Annotated in this window: 19 protein-coding genes; 18 read left to right on the top strand and 1 reads right to left on the bottom strand. The window is 33.3% G+C overall.

The features are described from left to right. From N4A40_00910 to N4A40_00890, 5 genes are all read left to right on the top strand, one after another. Positions 1 to 1,544: BCCT family transporter (locus N4A40_00910; GenBank protein MCT4660389.1), on the top strand; the 1,544-nt coding region annotated here is incomplete at its 5' end. Positions 1,545 to 1,575: 31 nt separating this feature from the next. Further along, positions 1,576 to 2,511: a thioredoxin-disulfide reductase gene (gene trxB, locus N4A40_00905; GenBank protein ID MCT4660388.1), complete on the top strand. Its 936-nt coding sequence runs from the start codon at positions 1,576 to 1,578 to the stop codon at positions 2,509 to 2,511. Positions 2,512 to 2,713: 202 nt separating this feature from the next. After that, a complete protein-coding gene (locus N4A40_00900; protein MCT4660387.1) occupies positions 2,714 to 3,553 on the top strand; it encodes a sulfide/dihydroorotate dehydrogenase-like FAD/NAD-binding protein in 840 nt (279 codons plus the stop codon). A gap of 1 nt (position 3,554) precedes the next feature. Next, positions 3,555 to 4,934 carry an NADPH-dependent glutamate synthase gene (gene gltA / locus N4A40_00895; protein ID MCT4660386.1) on the top strand — a complete coding sequence of 460 codons (1,380 nt, stop codon included), beginning with the start codon at positions 3,555 to 3,557 and terminating at the stop codon, positions 4,932 to 4,934. Between the two features lie 150 nt (positions 4,935 to 5,084). Next, positions 5,085 to 5,960, top strand: a complete 876-nt coding sequence (locus N4A40_00890) for a phosphatase PAP2 family protein (protein MCT4660385.1) — start codon at positions 5,085 to 5,087, stop codon at positions 5,958 to 5,960. A gap of 111 nt (positions 5,961 to 6,071) precedes the next feature. Here the strand turns inward: N4A40_00890 and N4A40_00885 are convergent, their stop codons facing one another. Continuing rightward, positions 6,072 to 7,838, bottom strand: a complete 1,767-nt coding sequence (locus N4A40_00885) for an NFACT family protein (GenBank protein ID MCT4660384.1) — start codon at positions 7,836 to 7,838, stop codon at positions 6,072 to 6,074. A gap of 181 nt (positions 7,839 to 8,019) precedes the next feature. On the opposite strand from N4A40_00885, the gene N4A40_00880 reads away from it, so the two are divergent. The 13 genes from N4A40_00880 to rpe form a co-directional block, all read left to right on the top strand. Beyond that, complete coding sequence (locus N4A40_00880) at positions 8,020 to 8,901, top strand: YicC family protein (protein MCT4660383.1); 882 nt, start codon at positions 8,020 to 8,022, stop codon at positions 8,899 to 8,901. A 10-nt stretch (positions 8,902 to 8,911) separates the two neighbouring features. Then, positions 8,912 to 9,184 (top strand): DUF370 domain-containing protein, encoded by a 273-nt coding sequence (locus N4A40_00875; GenBank protein ID MCT4660382.1) that lies wholly within the window; start codon positions 8,912 to 8,914, stop codon positions 9,182 to 9,184. Then, positions 9,177 to 9,782, top strand: a complete 606-nt coding sequence (gene gmk / locus N4A40_00870) for a guanylate kinase (protein ID MCT4660381.1) — start codon at positions 9,177 to 9,179, stop codon at positions 9,780 to 9,782. Before N4A40_00875 ends, gmk begins: the two co-directional genes overlap by 8 nt. A 4-nt stretch (positions 9,783 to 9,786) precedes the next feature. Next, positions 9,787 to 10,065: a DNA-directed RNA polymerase subunit omega gene (rpoZ, locus tag N4A40_00865; protein MCT4660380.1), complete on the top strand. Its 279-nt coding sequence runs from the start codon at positions 9,787 to 9,789 to the stop codon at positions 10,063 to 10,065. 58 nt (positions 10,066 to 10,123) lie between these two features. Further along, positions 10,124 to 12,511 carry a primosomal protein N' gene (gene priA / locus N4A40_00860; protein MCT4660379.1) on the top strand — a complete coding sequence of 796 codons (2,388 nt, stop codon included), beginning with the start codon at positions 10,124 to 10,126 and terminating at the stop codon, positions 12,509 to 12,511. A gap of 12 nt (positions 12,512 to 12,523) precedes the next feature. After that, positions 12,524 to 12,976: a peptide deformylase gene (gene def / locus N4A40_00855; protein MCT4660378.1), complete on the top strand. Its 453-nt coding sequence runs from the start codon at positions 12,524 to 12,526 to the stop codon at positions 12,974 to 12,976. Positions 12,977 to 12,979: 3 nt separating this feature from the next. After that, positions 12,980 to 13,909, top strand: a complete 930-nt coding sequence (gene fmt, locus N4A40_00850; protein MCT4660377.1) for a methionyl-tRNA formyltransferase — start codon at positions 12,980 to 12,982, stop codon at positions 13,907 to 13,909. Positions 13,910 to 13,985: 76 nt separating this feature from the next. Next, positions 13,986 to 15,308, top strand: a complete 1,323-nt coding sequence (gene rsmB, locus N4A40_00845; GenBank protein ID MCT4660376.1) for a 16S rRNA (cytosine(967)-C(5))-methyltransferase RsmB — start codon at positions 13,986 to 13,988, stop codon at positions 15,306 to 15,308. 62 nt (positions 15,309 to 15,370) lie between these two features. Then, positions 15,371 to 16,405 (top strand): 23S rRNA (adenine(2503)-C(2))-methyltransferase RlmN, encoded by a 1,035-nt coding sequence (rlmN, locus tag N4A40_00840; protein ID MCT4660375.1) that lies wholly within the window; start codon positions 15,371 to 15,373, stop codon positions 16,403 to 16,405. Between the two features lie 15 nt (positions 16,406 to 16,420). Beyond that, positions 16,421 to 17,149: a Stp1/IreP family PP2C-type Ser/Thr phosphatase gene (locus N4A40_00835; GenBank protein ID MCT4660374.1), complete on the top strand. Its 729-nt coding sequence runs from the start codon at positions 16,421 to 16,423 to the stop codon at positions 17,147 to 17,149. A 14-nt stretch (positions 17,150 to 17,163) separates the two neighbouring features. Then, positions 17,164 to 19,194: a Stk1 family PASTA domain-containing Ser/Thr kinase gene (gene pknB, locus N4A40_00830; GenBank protein MCT4660373.1), complete on the top strand. Its 2,031-nt coding sequence runs from the start codon at positions 17,164 to 17,166 to the stop codon at positions 19,192 to 19,194. Position 19,195: 1 nt separating this feature from the next. Continuing rightward, complete coding sequence (gene rsgA / locus N4A40_00825) at positions 19,196 to 20,080, top strand: ribosome small subunit-dependent GTPase A (GenBank protein ID MCT4660372.1); 885 nt, start codon at positions 19,196 to 19,198, stop codon at positions 20,078 to 20,080. A gap of 4 nt (positions 20,081 to 20,084) precedes the next feature. After that, positions 20,085 to 20,692: ribulose-phosphate 3-epimerase (gene rpe, locus N4A40_00820; protein MCT4660371.1), on the top strand; the 608-nt coding region annotated here is incomplete at its 3' end.

Below are 20,692 nucleotides of genomic sequence, written 5' to 3'. Positions count from 1 at the left end.
TGTCAAGGGTGGCGCAAGGTAAAAAATTATATAAGGGAGTGAACCATTTGAACAATCAAGCGAAACAAAGTAATAATATGGTATTCTATTTATCACTAGTATTGACACTAGTAATTACAGCTATAGCTGCAATTTTTCCAGATCAATTTGGTGAATTTGCTCAAAATGCATTAACAGCTATTTCGACTAATTTCAGTTGGGCATATTTGTTATCTATGTTCATATTTGTAGTATTTGCATTGGGGTTAGCGTTTAGTAAGTATGGTAAGATTAAATTAGGCCCAGATGACTCTAAACCAGAATTTAGTAATTCTTCATGGTTTGGTATGTTATTTGGAGCTGGTATGGGTATCGGTCTTGTATTCTGGGGCGTTGCGGAGCCTATTTCGCATTTTGTTGCTACAAATACAGGATTTGAACCAGGGTCAGTTGAAGCAGCGAACTTTGCTATGAAAGCATCGTTTAAGCACTGGGGATTTCACCCATGGGCTAACTACTCTATCATTGGTTTGGCATTAGCTTATTTCCAATTTAGAAAGGGTAAGCCTGCTTTAATCAGTAGTATATTTACACCGTTGATCGGCGAGAAGGGTGTAAATGGACCTATTGGAAAATTGATTGATATTTTTGCTGTATTTGCTACAGTAGCTGGTGTTGCTACATCATTAGGTATGGGAACACTTCAAATCAACAGTGGTTTTGAACAAGTATTTGGAGCACCAAATACTAAAGTTACTCAAATAGCTATCATTGCTGTAATAACTGTAATATTCATTTGGACTGCTGTAAGTGGTATAGATAAGGGAATCAAAGCATTAGGTGATATCAACTTGGTATTAGCTGGTGGACTTTTGGTATTAACATTTATCGTTGGACCTAAACTTCAAATTGTTCAGAATTTCACAAATGGTTTTGGTTTGTACTTAAATGACTTTATACATGATAGTTTACATGTGGAAGCATTTGGAGACAATAGCTGGGTAAATGGATGGACTGTATTTTACTGGGCATGGTGGATTGCATGGGCACCATTCGTAGGATCGTTTATTGCTAGAATTTCTAAGGGAAGAACAATCCGTGAATTTGTTGGTGGCGTTATCGCAGCTCCAGCGTTAGCTTCAGTTGTTTGGTTCTCAGTATTCGGAACGTTGGGACTGAATTTGAAAGACGAAATTGGTATGGAAGGTTTGACTGCAATTAAAGCAGTTCCAGAAGTTGGATTATTTGAGACATTAGGTCATTATCCATTAGGTACTGTGTTGTCAATTGTTACAATCGTTCTATTATGTACTTTCTTTGTTACTTCGGCGAACTCGGCAACATTCGTATTAGGTATGTTAAGTTCAGAAGGGGATTTAAATCCTTCAAATGGGAAAAAGATTCTTTGGGGTCTTGTACAATCAGGTTTGGCAACAGCATTGTTGTTATCAGGTGGTTTAGGAGCGCTTCAAACAATCTCAGTAGTTGCGGCATTCCCATTTATCGTAATCATGCTTGCAGCTTGTGTGGCATTGATTAAGGGATTAAAGACCGAAAATATTTAATTTGTAGAAAAGAGGTTGTAAAATGGAAAATTTGTATGATGTAGTTATTATCGGTGCAGGTCCAGCTGGTTTAGCAGCAGGTCTTTACGGAGCACGTGCTAAAATGAAAACTCTAATTATTGAAAAGAACAAAGCTGGTGGACAGATTGTTATTACTGATGAAGTAGCAAACTACCCAGGTTCTATTCAAGATGCAACAGGTCCATCATTAATCGCTAGAATGATCGAGCAATGTGATGAGTTTGGTGCAGAAAGAATTAAAGCTACTGTAACATCAGTAGAAGAAGACGGTAAGTACAAGCTTGTAAAAACTAATGATGGTGACTACAAAGCTAAAACAGTTATCGTTGCAACAGGTGCATCTCCAAGAAAATTAGGAGCTCCTGGTGAAGATGAATTAACTGGTAAAGGTGTATCTTATTGTGCAACTTGTGATGCTAGTTTCTTCGAAGATTTTGAAGTTTTCGCAATTGGTGGTGGAGACACTGCTGTTGAAGAAGCTATGTTCTTAACTAAATTTGCTAGAAAAGTAACTTTAGTACACAGACGTGATGAGCTTAGAGCTGCTAAGTCTATTCAAGAAAAAGCATTCAAGAACGAAAAATTGGAAATTATGTACAATTCAGTAGTTAAAGAAATCAAAGGAGACGGAATCTTGGAGTCAATCGTATTTGAGAACACTCAAACAGGTGAAACTCATGAAGTTGTAGCTCCAGAGGAAGATGGAACTATGGGATTATTTGTATTCGTTGGATACATTCCTGCTACATCTACATTTGATGGTTTCTTAAACCTTACTGATGGAAACTACATTGATGCTGATGAAACTACAAAGACAAATGTACCAGGTGTATTTGCGGCTGGAGACTGTCGTGCAAAAGCACTTCGTCAAGTTGTTACTGCAACTGCAGATGGAGCTATTGCTATTACTCACGCAGAGAAGTATATCTCAGAGCACTTTGAGTAAAATTTAATATAATTTAAAGAAAAGTTAATAATTATAAAGCACAAATTCCTTTCAAAATCATAGTTTTGGGAGGAATTTGTGCAGTTTAAAAATAAATAAAATTTAGGCTAGTTTTTGATGGGGTGTTTTGGTATACTAGAAGTGTTGATTGTATACGATGGGAAGTATACTCAAGAAACTAGTAATTTTAAGAGGTGAAGTCATGTATAAGATTGTAAAAAAAGAAACACTTAACCCAGATGTTGAGTTAATGATTGTTAAAGCACCTATGATTTCAAGAAATTGTCAACCAGGACAATTTGTAATTATCAGAGTAGAAGAAGAAGGCGAAAGAGTTCCTTTGACTATTGCTGATTTTGACCGTGAGGAAGAAACGGTTACGATTATTTATCAAACAGTAGGATATTCAACTAAGAAATTAGCAGCTTTTGAAGAAGGAGATTCTTTAGTTGATATTTTAGGTCCTTTAGGGGAGCCAGCTCCAATTGAAGGATACAAAAAAGTACTAGTAATTGGTGGTGGAGTTGGTATTGCTCCATTGTACCCACAAGCTAAGACTCTTAGTGAAAATGGAACTCAAGTTGATGTAATTTTGGGTGGACGTTCAGGAGCACATATCATAATGAAAGAGCGTTTTGAAAAAATTGCTCATAAATTAGGATATGCTACAAATGACGGTTCATTAGGAACAGAAGGATTTGTAACAGATGTATTAAAAGATTATATTCAAGAAGAAGATTACGATTTAGTTATAGCTATTGGTCCATTGATTATGATGAAAGCAGTAGTATCAATAACTAAAGAAGCTAACATAAAGACAAATGTTTCACTTAACCCAATCATGATTGATGGTACAGGAATGTGCGGTGGATGTCGTGTGACAGTTGGTGGAAAAACTAAATTTGCTTGTGTAGATGGTCCAGACTTTAATGGATTTGATGTTGATTTTGACGAAGCAATGTCTAGACAAGGAATTTACAAAGATCAGGAAGCAACACATACATGCAGAATGAAAGCTGCAGCTGAGAAGGAGGAAGCTTAATATGGCTAATATGGCACCTAACAAAACTCCAATCGCTGAATTGGATCCAAATGTAAGAAATAAAAATTTTGAAGAAGTAGTATTAGGATACACAGCAGAAGAAGCAATTGAAGAAGCAAAAAGATGTTTGAATTGTAAGCATAAGCCATGTGTAAGCGGTTGTCCTGTAAATGTTCCAATTCCGGAATTCATCGAAGCTGTTAGTCGTGGAGAATTTGAAGAAGCTTATCAAGTAATTACTAGAGAAAATGCTTTGCCAGCTATTTGTGGTCGTGTTTGTCCACAGGAAAACCAATGCGAAGGTAAATGTGTTCGTGGAATCAAAGGCGAGCCAGTAGCTGTTGGTAGACTTGAGCGTTTTGTTGCAGATTATCATGCAGCAAATTGTGAAGATAAATTTGATATAACAACAGACAAAAAAGGTAAAGCTGCAGTAATTGGTTCAGGTCCAGCTGGTCTTAGCTGTGCAGCTGAATTAGCTAAAAATGGTGTTGATGTAACAGTATTTGAAGCACTTCATGCTCCAGGTGGAGTTTTATCATACGGAATTCCAGAGTTTAGACTTCCAAAGAAATTGGTGTTAGACGAAGTGAAAAAACTGGAAAAAATGGGTGTAGATTTACAAACTAACGTATTAGTTGGTAGATCGATTACTATAGATCAACTTAAAGCAGATGGATATGATGCTATATTTATCGGTAGTGGAGCTGGATTGCCAAGATTTATGAATATTGATGGGGAAAACTTAAATGGTGTATACTCTGCGAATGAGTATCTTACAAGAGTTAACCTTATGAAAGCTTATAAAGAAGGTGCAGTTACTCCTATCAGACGTGGAGCTAATGTAGCAGTAATTGGCGGTGGAAACGTTGCTATGGATGCTGCTAGAACAGCTAAGCGATTAGGTGCAGAGCATGTTTACATTGTATATCGTAGAGGTGAGTCTGAGTTACCTGCAAGAGCAGAAGAAGTACATCACGCTAAAGAAGAAGGCATTGAGTTTAAATTATTGAACAATCCTACTAAAATCGTTGGTGAAGAACGTTTTGTAACTGGTATGGAGTGTATTCAGATGGAACTTGGTGAAGCTGATGAATCAGGAAGAAGACGTCCAGTAGCAGTTGATGGCAGTGAGTTTGTTTTAGATGTTGATACAGTAGTTATTGCTATTGGTCAAACTCCAAATCCACTAATCAAAAGTACAACAGCTAATTTAGACACTCATTCATGGGGTGGAATCATTGTTAATGAAGAAACAATGGCAACAACTCTTGATGGTGTTTACGCAGGTGGAGATGCTGTAACTGGTGCAGCTACAGTAATCAAAGCTATGGGAGCTGGTAAAAAAGCTGCCAAAGCTATCTTAGAGCAATTAGGATAGTATATATAATAAAAAAAGCTAGTCAGATTTGACTAGCTTTTTTTATTTACAATAATATATTTTATCAGAGAGTCATTGACCAAGAACTGTAAAATATGATATTCTTTAAGGGATGATTTTGAAAATAATTATTATAATGAGGAGATTGTTATGCAACTAGATTTTTTATTGAAACTTCAAGAGATTAGCACACCTTTTTTAAATTCTTTTTTTTCTAATATTACAAACTTAGGTCATGAGCTGTTTTACACTATTATTATTACAATTATTTTTTGGTGTTGCTCAAAGAGCCATGGTATTAGACTCGCAATAGCAGTTACATTGAACCTGATAATAAACACGGATGTTAAGGAATTTTTCAAAGCTGATAGACCATTTATAATGGATGATAGAATAAAACCCTTGTATATAGAATCTGCACCGGGATATTCGTTACCTAGTGGTCATACTCAGGTTGCTAGTAGTTTTTGGTTTTATACATCAATGATGATAAGAAAAAAATGGTATTCAATTTTGGCGATAGTAGCAACACTAATAGTTGGATTTTCTAGATTGTATTTGAGATTGCATTGGCCAATTGACGTACTAGTAGGACTTGTACTTGGAGTTGTTATAGTTTGGATATTAGAAATGATATTTAGAAAATTAAAACAACCTATTTACAGTTTATGGCTTACCATACTATATGCATTTGTCGTACCGATAGTGCTTGTTGGTTTATCTGGATTTGAAGAAGGTGCAGTAAAAGTAGGAACACTTTTATCAGGTCTTCTTTTTGGATACTTTATAGAATCTAAGTATATAGGATTTAAAGAAGATGCTACTATTGTAAAGCAAGTAGTTAAGGTAGTATTAGGTATAGCTGGCGTAATAATTATAAGATCGCTGATTAAAACTATTTTACCGGAGACATTAGTAGTAGATGGAATTAGATATTTTGTCATGGGTATGTGGATAACATTTATTGCGCCTTGGATTTTTGTTAAATTTAAATTAGCAGAGAAGAATATAGATAGTATGTTTTAATTGGAGAAAGATTATCAAAGCATAGGTAGCTATATAGTTTTCAAAAGCCAAAGTTTAATATGAAAAACACATGAGAATTAAATGAAATTTTAATTCTCATGTGTTTTTTTATTAGTCTTCTAATTTCTTTAAGTTATTAATTGTAAGTTCATCAGGTGTAATATAAATTGTATAATTATTTTCGTAAATAACCATACCAGGTTTTGCACTATTTGGCTTTTTTACATTTTTCTTGAGCGCATAGTCTATAGGCACAGTACTTGAATTTCTAGCTTTACTATAAAAAGCAGCTAACATAGCAGCCTCTTCTAGCGTACGATCTGGCAAGTCATCTAAATTAGATTTTATAATAACATGAGAACCTGGAATGTTTTTAGCGTGAAGCCACAAATCATCTTTTTCTGCAAATCTTAAAGTTAAATTATCATTTTGATAATTATTTTTTCCTACAAAAATATCAATACCATCACTAGAGACGTAGTGGTAGGGTTTAGATTTTGATTTATAGGTTTTCTTTTTATTAGATTTTGATTTTATTATTTTTTCAGCAGAAAGTTCTTCAAATATATCCTGAAGTTCATCTTTACTTTCGCATTGATCAATAGAAATTAGTACATTTTCTAAGTAATCTATAGTTGATTGTGTTTGAACTAATTGTTCTTCTAATAGAATATTGGCTGTTTTTAATTTACTATATTTCTTAAAGTATTTTTGAGCATTTTTTGCAGGTGAAAATCTTGGATCAAGTGGGATTGTTATCATTTCATTTGTATAGAAATTTAAACATTCAAGACTCTCATCTCCATTTTGGGCTAGATGTAGATTCGCAGTTATCAATTCGCCATATACACGATATTTATCACGTTTTTTAGCAGAATCCATATCTGCCAATAAGTTTGATTTTTTGTGTAGATTTCTGTCTAATTGTGTTTGAATTGTTTTTCTCAAATTAACAGATTTTTGCTTCAATCTTTCAAATAAATCTCGTTTTTTGTAAAATATCTCTATTACATCAGACATCGAATCGTAACTTATATTTTTTGAATCTCTGAATTGAGACAATTCTATACATGAGAATTCAAGAACTTTTTCCGTACTATCATCATATGCGATAGTAGGTTTAAAATAATTGCTATTTATAATGTTTTGAAGTCGTATAAGAGAAATGAATAGTGAATTTTTGAGCTTGGAATCTAACTCACCAATCATTAAATTTTCTGATATATATGCAGTTTTACATAGTTCTTTTGCAAGAACAGGACTGAGTCCTAGTATATTTTGATATAAGAATTTGTATACTAGAGATGACGCATTAGAATTTTTCAAAATGTCATTGAAATTTTCTTGTGATAATTCAAGTAAGCTTATTTTATCTTGAGCTGGTGGCAATTCATAAGTCATGCCTGGAAGAATTTGTCTCAAACGGCTCATATCTGGAGTAATTCTCTTTATAGAGTCCATTATTTTTCCAGATTCATTATTTACTAAAATTAAATTTGAGTGTTTACCCATTATTTCTACTATCAACCTTCTAATGACTTGATCACCAAGTTCATTGGTTGTTTGAATATCGATGTAAATTATACGCTCGAAATGTTCTTGTCTAATATCTACAATCCTTCCACCAGCTATATGCTTTCTAAGCAACATGCAGAACATAGGTGGAACCTGAGGATTAGTTTTTTGATCATGGAAAAAGTGAATGCGAGGATTGTTGCTACTTGCTGAAAGTAATAGTTTGAAATTTTCTCCAAAACCTCGCAAGTTAAATACTAATTCATCTTTTTCTGGTTGATATATTTTATCTATTTTACTATTTATTATTTTTTCTTTTAGTTCACAGGTTAAAGCTCTGAGAACGATACCATCTAAAGCCATTTTTTACCTCCTGAATGATTACATTAAAGTCATTATCGTCAATCAGTATATCATATTAGTTATAAAAGAAGTAGGGTGGAAACAAATTATACAAAATCAAATATTAATTTTTCGTAACAAACGCTGGAATTATTAAAAAGAAGTGTGATAGAATAGATAGGAAAGATGGTGAGGTGAGAAAATGGCTAAAAGTATGACTGGATTTGGAAGAGCAGAATTAGCAGAAGCACCATATAATTTGGTTATCGAGATGAAATCTGTAAATAATCGCTACAACGATATAATCATAAAACTCCCAAAGGCTTTAAAAAGTTTAGAAGAGGTTGCTAAGAAATTAATCAAAGAAGATATTAAGCGTGGTAGAGTAGAGGTTTTTGTCAATTATGAACAAGATGAGGCAGTGGGTTTAGAATTTAAACCAAATTTGGAAATTGCAAAAAAATACTATGCTGCAATAGAGAAGATAGCGCAAGAACTTGAATTGGAAGAAAAACCAAATTTAGATATGATAATAAATTATCCAGATTTGATTTCAGTTGAAAAAGAAGAAGCAAATGCAGAGATTTTAGAAAAATTATTTTTGAAAGGAATTTCTAATGCGACTAAAGAGCTTGTAGCAATGCGTGAACAAGAGGGAGAGGCTCTATGTCAAGATTTGATAGCTCGAAAGAGAATTTTAGAAGATTATTTAGAACAAATTATTGGTAGAACTCCTGAACTTGTTTTAGAACATAAGAAAAAGCTTAAAGAAAGAATAGAAGAACTATTAAGCGATGAATCTAATTTTGATGAGTCAAAGTTTGCAAACGAGGTAGCTTATTTTGCTGATAAATCGAACATAACAGAAGAGATTGTGAGATTGAGAAGTCACTTTGACCAATTGGAGAGTATTCTTTTGGAGGAAGGTTCGATTGGCAGAAAATTAGATTTCTTAATACAAGAGATGAATCGTGAGATCAATACGATTGGTTCAAAGGTTCAAGATTTAGAAGTTACAACATGTGTTATAGAGATAAAAAGCGAACTTGAAAAGATACGTGAACAAGTTCAAAATATTGAATAGTGGGGGTAAAATGAAGCTAATTAATATAGGATTTGGAAATGTGGTTTTAGCTGATCGAATAATAGCAATAGTTAGTCCTGAGTCTGCGCCGATTAAGAGAACTATACAGGAAGTTCGAGAGCGTGGTTTGTTAATAGATGCTACATACGGAAGAAGAACTCGAGCGGTTATATTTTCAGATAGTGGGCATGTCATTTTATCGGCTGTACAACCAGAAACAGTTGCCCACAGAATTGACATAGTAGAAAATCATGAGGGTAAGGAAGGAGAGCATTATGAGTAAAGGACTATTGATTGTGGTTTCTGGACCGTCTGGAGCAGGAAAAGGTACTATTTGTAAAGAGCTTTTAAAGCGAAGACCAGAGATTAATTTATCGGTATCAGCAACAACTAGGGATCCAAGAAATGGTGAATTAGAGGGAATTAATTATTTTTTTAAAGAGCGTGGAGAATTTGAGCGAATGCTTGAAGAAGATGCTTTTTTAGAACATGCAGAAGTTTACGGTAATTATTATGGAACACCAAAAGACTATGCAATGGAGAAGATAAATAGAGGAGAGGATATACTCTTAGAGATTGACATTCAAGGTGCTTTACAGGTAAAGGAAAAGTATCCAAATGGTGTATTTATTTTCATATTGCCGCCTTCTTTAAAGGAATTGAAAGAAAGAATCATTGGAAGAGGTAGTGAAACACAAGAATCTTTGATAAGAAGATATGGTGCAGCTAAGGACGAGATTCAGTATGCATTCAGGTATGATTATGGAGTTGTTAATAATACAGTAGATGTAGCAACTGATCAAGTTGAAGCTATATTATCTTCAGAAAGATGTCGCATAGCTAGAATACAAGATGTAATAAGAAAAATTGAGGAGGAATAATATTATGTATAACCCACCTATTGATGAATTGCTAGAAAAAGTAGGAAATAGATATTCGCTTTCTATGATAATTTCAAAGAGAGCACGTCAAATTATTGATGGATCAGAAACTATAGTGGAGAAAAAAACAGAGAAGATAATAGATTTAGCTATTGATGAGTTAGATCAAGATATGTTGTCTTATAGAAGAATGACTGAGGAAGAGATTGAACTTGCTAATAGGATGAAAAAAGATGAAGAGCTTAGCGAAGAAATCACAGAACTTTTAGGAGAATATAAGTAAATTGAAATTAAGGGATTAGCGAGGTCTAATCCCTTATCTTATATAAAGGGTGGATTTTATGTTATATGCAGAAGTTGTTATAAGTGACACAAAGGCTAATATAAATAAAACATTTACCTATGGAATAAAAAAAGAGCAGCGAGAGTATATTTATATTGGCTGCAAAGTTATTGTTCCGCTTGGAAAAAGGCAAAATTTTGTTGAAGGAATAGTTATAGGGATAAATAATACTATTAATTTCGATGAGAGTAAGTTAAAATTCATTAGATTTGTATTAGATGGCATATATTTGAACGAGGAATTAGTCAAACTTGGTTTGTGGATAAAGGATTATTATTTGAGTAGCTATGGTGATGTGTTTAAAACGATATCTCCAACAGGTTTGTCGGCTAAAATCAGTGAGTATATTATATGGTCTCCTGATGAAGAGGCAAAGACAGCGTTAGAAATTTATATCAAAAAAAATGCTCCGTGTCCCATGAAATCATTAGAAAAATTCTTTGGAGAAGATTTGGATATTAATTTACAAGAGCTACAAAGTCAAAAAAAGATACAGATAAAGGATCACATTCTTTCTAAAAAGAATATAAAGACTGAGAGATATCTTAAGTATAATCCCAAATTGGCAATTAAAGTTTCAAGCAGGGCAAGTAAGCAGATAGAGGCACTGAATATATTAAAAAATATAGGAACTGCTAAAGTAGAAAAGCTTTTAGAACAAGGAGTATCTAAGCATGTAATAAATGAGCTTGTGAAAAAAGAATGTGTTGAAATGATGGAAGAGCGAATAAATAGATATAAAATTGATGAAGTTCAAATAGGAAAGAGTGTTGATTTAAATAAAGAACAGCAAAATGCTTACGATAATATCGAAACTTTAATTGATTCAAACAAAGTTTTTTTACTTCATGGAATTACTGGAAGTGGAAAAACTGAAGTTTACATGGAAGTGATAGAGAGTCTTCTTTTGAAAGGTAAAAGTTCTATAGTATTAGTTCCAGAGATTTCGTTGACACCACAAACAGTAGAGCGTTTTGCAAAAAGATTTGGAGAAAACATAGCTGTACTACATAGTAGATTATCTGCTGGAGAAAAATATGATCAATGGTGTAGGATTGAGTCTGGAGACGCTAAAATAGTGATTGGAGCGAGATCTGCAATTTTTGCACCAGTTAAAAATCTAGGATTGATAGTGTTAGATGAAGAACATGATTCCTCTTATAAATCTTCTATGGCCCCTAGATACGATACTAGAGAGGTTGCTATTATGCGTGCAAAACTTAACAATGCAAGTGTTGTTATGGGGTCGGCTACGCCGTCAATAGAGAGTTACTTTAAAGCACTAGATGGCAGATATAAACTTTTGGAGTTAAAATATAGAGCTAAAACTGATGCTTTACCTAAAATAGATTTAATAGATATGAGGCAAGAACTAGAGGATGGAAATAAAAGTTTTTTGAGCAGAATCTTGTATAAAAAAATGAAGTTATGCCTAGATGAAAGAAGGCAAATAATATTGTTTTTGAATAGAAGAGGCTATTCTAGTTTTGTTTCTTGTCGTAAATGTGGCTATACTGTGAGATGTGATGATTGTGATATATCTATGACTCATCATATGGAAACAAATAGATTGCATTGTCATTACTGCGGAAGAACTAGTATAGTTCCTAGAATATGTCCAGAATGTGGGAGTCCGTATATAAAAGCATTTGGAATTGGAACACAGAAAGTGGAGGAGCACTTAAAGTTTTATTTTCCTGGAGCTGTGGTTTCACGCATGGATGCGGATACTACAAAAAACAAAGGGAGTCATGAAAAGATATTTAAGGATTTCAAGAATGGCAATGTAGATATATTGATTGGAACACAGATGATAACCAAGGGTTTAGATGTAGAAAATGTATCATTAGTGGGTGTGTTAGCTGCGGATTTATCACTTAATATGCCGGATTATAAAGCTGCAGAGCGTAGTTTTCAATTAATGACACAGGTTGGTGGTAGAGCTGGAAGAGGAGCAGTTGAAGGCAGTGTAGTGATACAAACATATCAGCCAGATCATTATAGCCTTGAATCAGTTAAACAAAATGATTATAGAGATTTTTATGAAAAGGAAATTAGATTGAGAAGAGCTTTTGAATACCCACCATTTACTAGCATCGTCTTATTATTATTTTCTAGTGAAGATGAAAAAAAGCTTATCAATGTTATGAATCGTGTTATAATAGATTTGAAGGAATTTAATTCATTTGAATGGTTAGGTCCGACTGCTGCACCAATTAGTAAGATTAATAGGAAGTATAGATATCAAATATTAGTCAGAGCTGAAAATAGCAAGGTTGAAGAATTAAAGAATATTATTAAGACGTGCGTTATAGATAAGAAGTCAAAGTTTAATCGGATGAAAATTCAAGTGACAATTGATATAAATCCAAATGTGATATTGTAGGAGGAAAATATAATGGCTATAAGAAAATTAAGAACAGTACCTGATCCAATTTTGAGAAAAAAGACAAGAGAGGTTGAGAAGATTGATGAAAGATTATTAACTCTTCTTGATGATATGCTTGAGACTATGGCAGAAGAAGAGGGCGTTGGTTTAGCTGCACCTCAAATAGGTATATTGAAGAGAATTGCAGTTATTGATATTGGAGATGGACCTGTTAAACTTGTAAATCCATATATCGTTGAGATGTCTGGAAGTGAGATTGCTATGGAGGCGTGTTTAAGTGTGCCAGGTGAGTCGGGAGCAGTAGAGAGACCAACTTGGGTTAAAGTAAAGTATTTAGATTTAGATGGCGTAGAGAAGTTTTTTGAAGCAGAAGGATTTTTTGCAAGAGCGGTATGTCATGAACTTGATCATTTAGATGGTGTTTTGTATATTGATAAATTGGTTGAAGAGGAGCAAAAATAAGATATGAAAATAGTTTTTATGGGAACACCTGATTTTGCTGTACCTACTTTGGAGAGCATAGTAAAAGCAGGACATGAAGTGGCAATGGTCGTTTCTATGCCAGATAAGAGAAAAGGTAGAGGTAAAAAAGTTCAATTTACCCCGGTAAAAGAGGCCGCATTGCGATTAGGTCTAGAAGTGCATCAACCCGAGAAATTAAATAACGAGGAAACATTAAGCATCTTAGAAGATATAAAACCAGATGTTATAGTTGTAGTAGCTTATGGTCAAATACTTAGAGAAAGAGTGTTGAATTTACCAAAGTATGGTTGCGTAAATGTTCATGCATCGGTATTACCTAAATATAGAGGTGCAGCTCCAATTAATTGGGTAATTATAAACGGAGAAGAAACTACTGGAATCACAACTATGCTTATGGAAAAAGGTCTTGATACTGGAGATATGCTTTTGATTTCAGAGACTAAAATAGGCGAGCGAGAGAATGCAGGTCAATTGCATGATAGATTGATGGATATGGGTGCTGATTTATTGGTACAAACACTCGATAAATTAGAGCATGGTGATGTTGAGCCTGAAAAGCAAGACCATGATAAATCATGCTATGCTCCTATGATGGATAAAACATTAGGAAAAATAGATTGGCATAAATCTGCTAAGGAAATAGATTATCTTATTAGAGGTACGTATCCTTGGCCAGGAGCATACACTAATTATGAAGATAGAGTGATGAAAATAATAGATGCAGAGCCGGTAGAAGTTGAATCTAATGCTAATTGCGGTGAAATCATAGAAGTTACTAAAAAATATATTAGAATTAAGTGTAAAGAGGGATGCCTTGATGTTCGTGAGATACAAATGTCGGGTAAAAAAGCCATGACGATACAAGCGTATTTGGCAGGCAATTCTATAGAACAGGGTATTGTTTTAAATTAATTTTGAGTGTATTATCAAAAGCATCCATTGGATGCTTTTGATTTGTAGAATATATTTATGAAATGGAGAGAAGATTGTGAATGAACGTGAAATAGCGTATCAAATTTTGTATAAAATAATAAATGAAGGTGCTTATTCAAATTTGACTTTAAATAAGTATTTAAAGAAAACAGATATAGAAATACATAAAAAAAATTTTATTAGAGAATTAGTTTATGGAACGCTAGAAAATTATTATTATTTGAGATGGATTATTAAAAAGAAGTCAGATGTTAAATACAAAAAAATAGAAAAAGAAATTCAAATAATTTTACTATTGAGTTTGTACCAATTTACTAAAATGAATCAGATACCAGAACATGCTATTTGCAATGAAGCAGTAAAACTTACAAAGAAATATGCAAAACGAGGTAGTGATAAGTTTGTTAATGCAATAATGAGAAGCGCTATTCGTGATATAGAAAAGATTGAAGCAGATTTCGAAAAATTAGGGGAGAAAGATAAATTATCTATAGAATTTTCGTATCCATTTTGGCTTATAGAATATTTGAGTGAACAGATAGGATTGGAAAAAACAGTTGAGATTGTAAAACATTCTAATGACAAACCTGAATTTTCAATAAGAACAAATACACTAAAAATTTCTAGAGAAAAGCTAAAAGAAAATATTAGCAATCAGGGATTTGTTGTTTTCGAAACAGAATATGCAAAGGATGGATTGATAATAGAAAATCCGGCTGGAATATTTGAAACAGATGAATTTAAGAATGGATTTTTTACTATTCAAGATGAATCATCTATGCTAGTTGCGCAGATAATGGATGCAAAAAAAGGTGAATTAATATTAGATGTATGTAGTGCTCCTGGTGGAAAAGCAACTCATATAGCACAGATGATAGAGGACGAGGGAATGGTAGTTGCACAGGATTTACATTCTCATAAAATAAAGCTTATAGAAGAAAATCGTGACAGGCTAGGTATTGAAAACTTACAAGCAATTTGTAAAGATATATTTGAGATGGAAGATAAAGACACGTATGATTGTGTTTTAGCGGACGTTCCATGCTCAGGGCTTGGAATAGTAAGACGAAAACCAGAGCTTAAATGGTGGAAGTCAGAAAAAGAGTTACAGGGACTTATTTCATTACAAAAGCAAATATTGGAAAAAGCAAGTAAGCAGGTCAAAAATGGTGGAACTATAATTTATAGTACTTGTTCTGTAAATCCGAAAGAAAACATTGAAATTGTGAAAAAGTTTATTGAAGAAAATCCAAATTTTGAATTGGTTTCATTTAATGAATTTTGTGAGATAGATGGAAGTGAAAAAGGATATTTAGAGATATATTACGATACATTAAAAATGGATGGTTTTTTTATAGCAAAAATGAAAAAGCATTAGTGTTATGCTATAATATAATAGGTGAAACTAAGAGATATAATTAAATAAAAAAGAGGAAATGAATGAAGAATTTAAAAACATATACGAATGAAGAATTACAAAATATAATTGAGTCAATCGGAGAGAAAAAGTTTAGAGCAAAGCAACTTTTTGAATGGATACATGGGAAACGAGTAAATCAAATGGATGATATAACAGTTTTGTCTAAAAAAATAATTGAAAAAATTAGTTTAAATGGATATACTGTGCAGAGTTTGTCAAAAGTAAAGCGTTTTGATTCAAAGGATAAGCATACTCACAAGTATCTATTTAAATTAGAAGATGACCATGTAATAGAAAGTGTATTGATGAAGTATCATCACGGATATTCAGCGTGTTTGTCAACACAAGTTGGTTGTAGAATGGGATGTAATTTTTGTGCTTCTACTAAAGCAGGACTAGTTAGAAACTTAACTGCGGGTGAAATAGTAGATCAAATTTATCAGATGGAGAAAGATTTAAATATTAGCATATCAAATATTGTTTTGATGGGAACAGGAGAACCACTAGATAATTTTGAAGAGGTAGTGAAATTCTTCCGCATAGTACACGATGAACTTGGTAAGAATTTAGGATATAGACATATAACTTTATCAACGTGTGGTTTAGTTCCTAAAATTTACGAACTTGCTAATCTAAATATTCCAATAACACTTTCGATATCTTTGCATTCACCATTTGATGACAAGCGGAAAGAAATAATGCCAATTGCTAATAAATATAGCATAGATGAGATTATAAAAGCGTGTAAGTATTATTTTAATAGCACAGGTAGACGAATAACTTTTGAATATACACTCATAAAGGGTGTTAATGATGGAGAAAGAGAAGCTAGGGCTATAGGGAAACTCATAAAAGGTTTGAACGCACACGTTAATCTTATTCCTTTAAATGAAATCCGTGAATCTGAATTAGAGACTTCTACAGATGGGAATGTTCAAAATTTTAAATGTATTCTTGAAAAGATTGGTGTAAACTCTACGATTAGAAGAGAGATGGGGTTAGATATAAATGCAGCATGTGGACAACTTAGAAAAGATTATATGGATGCACACTGAAAAAGGGGGTACCGTATGAAAATTGGATTTAGCACCGATGTAGGTTTAAAACGTGAAATTAATCAAGATGCACTATATGTATCGAAGCAGCAGAAATTTCCTATTATTGCAGTAGCAGATGGCATGGGTGGTCATAATGCTGGTGAGATAGCAAGCGCTATATTTGTTGAAGTTTTAGAGGAATATGAGAAAATATTATTAGAAACTGAAGACCCAATTATTCCAAGAATACTCAATGAAGTTTTTGAAAAAGCAAATAATGAGATATTTAAACGGTCTGAAATTGACGAATCTTGTGAAGGTATGGGAACGACAGCAACGGTAGCTATAATCGATTGGCCTACCATGTATATAGGTCACGTTGGAGATAGTAGACTTTATTTATATGCTGGCGAAGGTTTAAAACAATTGACTAAAGACCATTCAATAGTTGGTGAAATGCTTAGAAATGGTGAAATATCTGATGAAGAAGCTAATAATCATCCCCAAAAAAATATAATAACAAAAGCGGTGGGAACACATGAGTCTGTAATTGCAGATTTTAGTGAGGTTGAATTAGATGATGGATTTATGGCTTTAGTTTGTTCTGATGGACTAACTAATATGCTAAATAGTGATGAAATCGAAGAAATCATATCAAGACATCATGAAGATTTGCATTTTGCGAGTGAAGAACTAGTAAAAAAAGCTAATGCAAGCGGTGGATTAGACAATATTACAGTGATTTTGATTAAATTTGATTAGAAAAGAGGTGTAGTATGCAAGGTAAAATACTTAATTCAAGATATGAGATTATCGAAAAAATAGGTGGAGGCGGAATGGCATTAGTGTATAAGGCTAAATGCCAGCTTTTAAATAGATTTGTAGCTGTAAAAGTGTTGAGAAGAGAGTTTACTAATGACACTGAATTTATTAAGAAGTTTCAGCGAGAATCACAGGCAGCTGCTAGTTTATCACATCACAATATAGTTAATATATATGATGTTGGTAATGAAGATGGCATTTATTATATTGTGATGGAATATGTTAATGGGATTACATTGAAAGATTATGTTAATAAAAAGAAGAAATTAGGAGCTGAAGAGACTCTTAGAATTGCAACTCAAATAGCAGAGGCGTTAAATCATGCTCATAAAAACAAAATTATTCATAGAGACATAAAACCACACAATATAATGATTAATAGAGATTTAGAGATAAAGGTGATGGATTTTGGAATTGCACGAGCTACAACATCAACTACATTAGTAGATGGTGGAGATGTTATGGGTTCAGTACATTATTTTTCACCTGAGCAGGCGAGAGGCGGATATACAGACGAGAAATCAGATATATATGCTCTAGGTGTTGTCATGTATGAGATGCTTACAGGACATGTTCCATTTGAGGGATCAAGTCCTATCAATGTTGCACTAAAACATGTTCAAGAAAATATTGAATTTAATGAAGAAGAAAAGGCTACTATTCCGGAAAATGTTCAAAATATTGTCATGAGATGTGTTCAAAAAGAACAATCGATGAGGTATTCTAGTGCTTTAGAACTTTTAAACGATATGAGAAAAATTATAAGAAATAAAGAAGAAACTATTTCTTACAATTCTGATTTGAGACTAGAAGATTCCCCTACTATGGTTATAGAACCTGTTAAAGACGAAATAAAAAAGACTAAAAAGCCTAAAAAAGTAAAAATTGATAAGTCAGAACCAGATAAAGTTCAATTAACAGGAAAGGCAACTACTCTTATTGCAATATTTTCTGCATTAATAGTTGCGTCGGCAATGTTTTTTGGTTATATAAAAATTAAAGGATTTTTATCTGAGCCCGCAGAGGTTTCGGTTCCTAATCTTATTGGTTTTAATCAAAAATTGGCGGCAGAAAAACTTACTGAACAAGGACTTGTTTTAAAAGTAACAGAGGAAGAATTTAATGATAGATTTGGCGAAGGAACAGTTATATTCCAAAGTATACCTGAAGGAAATTCAGTTAAAGAGGGATTTACTATAGAAGTAAAAGTTAGTAAAGGTTATAAATTAGTTCAAGTACCGGATTTAACTAATAAAATGTCAAATCAAGTTGAGAGAATACTAAAAGAAGCTGGATTAGAAGTAGGCGAAAAAATTGTTGAGAATAGTGAATTACCAGAAGAAATAGTTATGAGACAAAAACCAGATGCTTTTGAAAAAGTGGCTGAAGGAACTAAAGTAGATTATGTGGTAAGCAAAGGTCCTACAGTGAAGACTCTTATGATGCCTAGATTGGTAGGGGAGACTTTTGAAGCTGCTAAGAAGGATTTAGCTACATTAGGGCTTACGCTAGGAACGGTTTCGCATGAAGAAAGCAAGAATTACGTAAAAGGTGTAGTTATAAATCAAACGCCTAAGGCTAGCAGTGAAGTAGTAGAGGGTGACGCGATTAATTTAGTTATTAGCAAGGGTATTAAATTGGCAGAGAAACCAAGTGAAGTAGAAACGGGTTCAGATAGTCAGAATGGACAAAATAATGGCGATGAAACTTCTTATACAAATGAATCATCTGTAGAAGAAAAGCCAGCGACGAATACGAAAGGTAAAGGAGTTATACGACTTTCATTGCCAAGTGATAAAGACAAGACTGTTGTTACTATAAACCAAGTAGTAGATGGGAAAGAAAGTTTAATATATAAACAAGAGCATACTTACAACAAAAATGGAGTAGAAGTTATGCTATTAGGATATGGACAAATCAGAGTTAGAATTTACTATGATGGTGAACTCAAAGGTGAGAAAGACATAGTATTTAAGGAGGCGTAAGATGGCATTAGCTGTTGAAGAAGGCATTATTGTTAAGGGAATTGGTGGTTTTTATTATGTGAAAAACGATAAGAACACTTATGAGTGTAGAGCTAGAGGTTTGTTTAGAAAGAAAAAGATAACACCTTTAGTAGGAGATCACGTGAAAATTGAATTATCTGATGAAAATACTGGATACATTCATGAAATATTTAAAAGAAAGACAGAATTGTTTAGACCACCAGTGGCTAATGTTGATCAAGTTGTGATTGTATTTGCTGCTCAGAATCCGGATCCTAATTTATGGCTTTTAGATAGATTTATACTTTTAGCTGAATCACAAGGATTAGACATAATAATGTGTTTGACTAAAGTAGATTTAGCGGATGAAAATAAGGTGGAGGAGTTTTTAAAACCTTATATACAGGTGGGCTATCCTGTTTATAAAATAGATAATAAGTCTAGGTTTGGAGTAGATGAGTTTAAAGAACAGCTAAAAGGTAAAATATCAGTATTTGCAGGGCCATCAGGTGTTGGAAAATCAACACTATTAAATAATATACAACCTGAACTGAAGTTACAAACAGGAGAAGTGTCAGGTAAAACCAAGCGAGGTAAACATACAACGAGACATGTTGAACTTTTGAGTTTGGATATGGGTGGACATGTATTGGATACACCGGGCTTTAGTTCTATGGATATTTCATATTTAGAAGAAAATGAAATAAAAAGCTTATTTAAAGAAATGGAAGAGAATAGTGACTATTGTAAATTTAGAGGGTGTATGCATTTAAATGAACCATCATGTGAAATAAAAAGAATGGTGGAAACTGGAGAAATTAGTGAATCAAGATACAAACATTATACAGAATTCGTAGAAGAAATTAGAAAAAATCGGAGGTATTAGTATTATGGCAAAAATAGCACCATCTATATTATCAGCAGATTTTAGCTGTTTAGGAGAAGAAGTAAAGAGAATTGATTTAGCAGGAGCGGATTTAGTTCATATTGATGTTATGGATGGACAATTTGTTCCCAATATTACATTTGGTCCACCTGTGATAAAGTCACTTAGAAAAGTTACTGAGTTACCATTTGATGTTCATTTGATGATTGAATCACCAGAGAGGTACATTGAAGATTTTGTAAAAGCAGGTGCAGACTATATAACTGTTCATGCTGAGTCTACTACACATTTACACAGGACGCTTCAGCTAATTAAGAGTTTTGGAATTAAAGCTGGGGTTGTGTTAAATCCTGCAACGTCTTTAGATGTATTAGAGTATGTCTTGGAAGAAGTTGATATGGTATTAATTATGACTGTAAATCCAGGTTTTGGAGGTCAAAGTTTCATTGATTCAACTAAAGAAAAAATTAAACGACTTAGAAAAATAATTGATGAGCGCGATCTACCTATAGAAATACAAGTAGATGGTGGAGTCAAGCTAAATAATATAGCTGAAATTGCTGAATGTGGAGCAGATATTTTTGTTGCAGGTTCTGCTGTTTATGGAGCTGA

It is taken from the genome of Tissierellales bacterium (assembly GCA_025210965.1).
Lineage (GTDB): Bacteria > Bacillota > Clostridia > Tissierellales > JAOAQY01 > JAOAQY01.
Note: the sequence above shows the minus strand (reverse complement) of the source record. Positions and strands in the feature narration are given on the sequence as shown.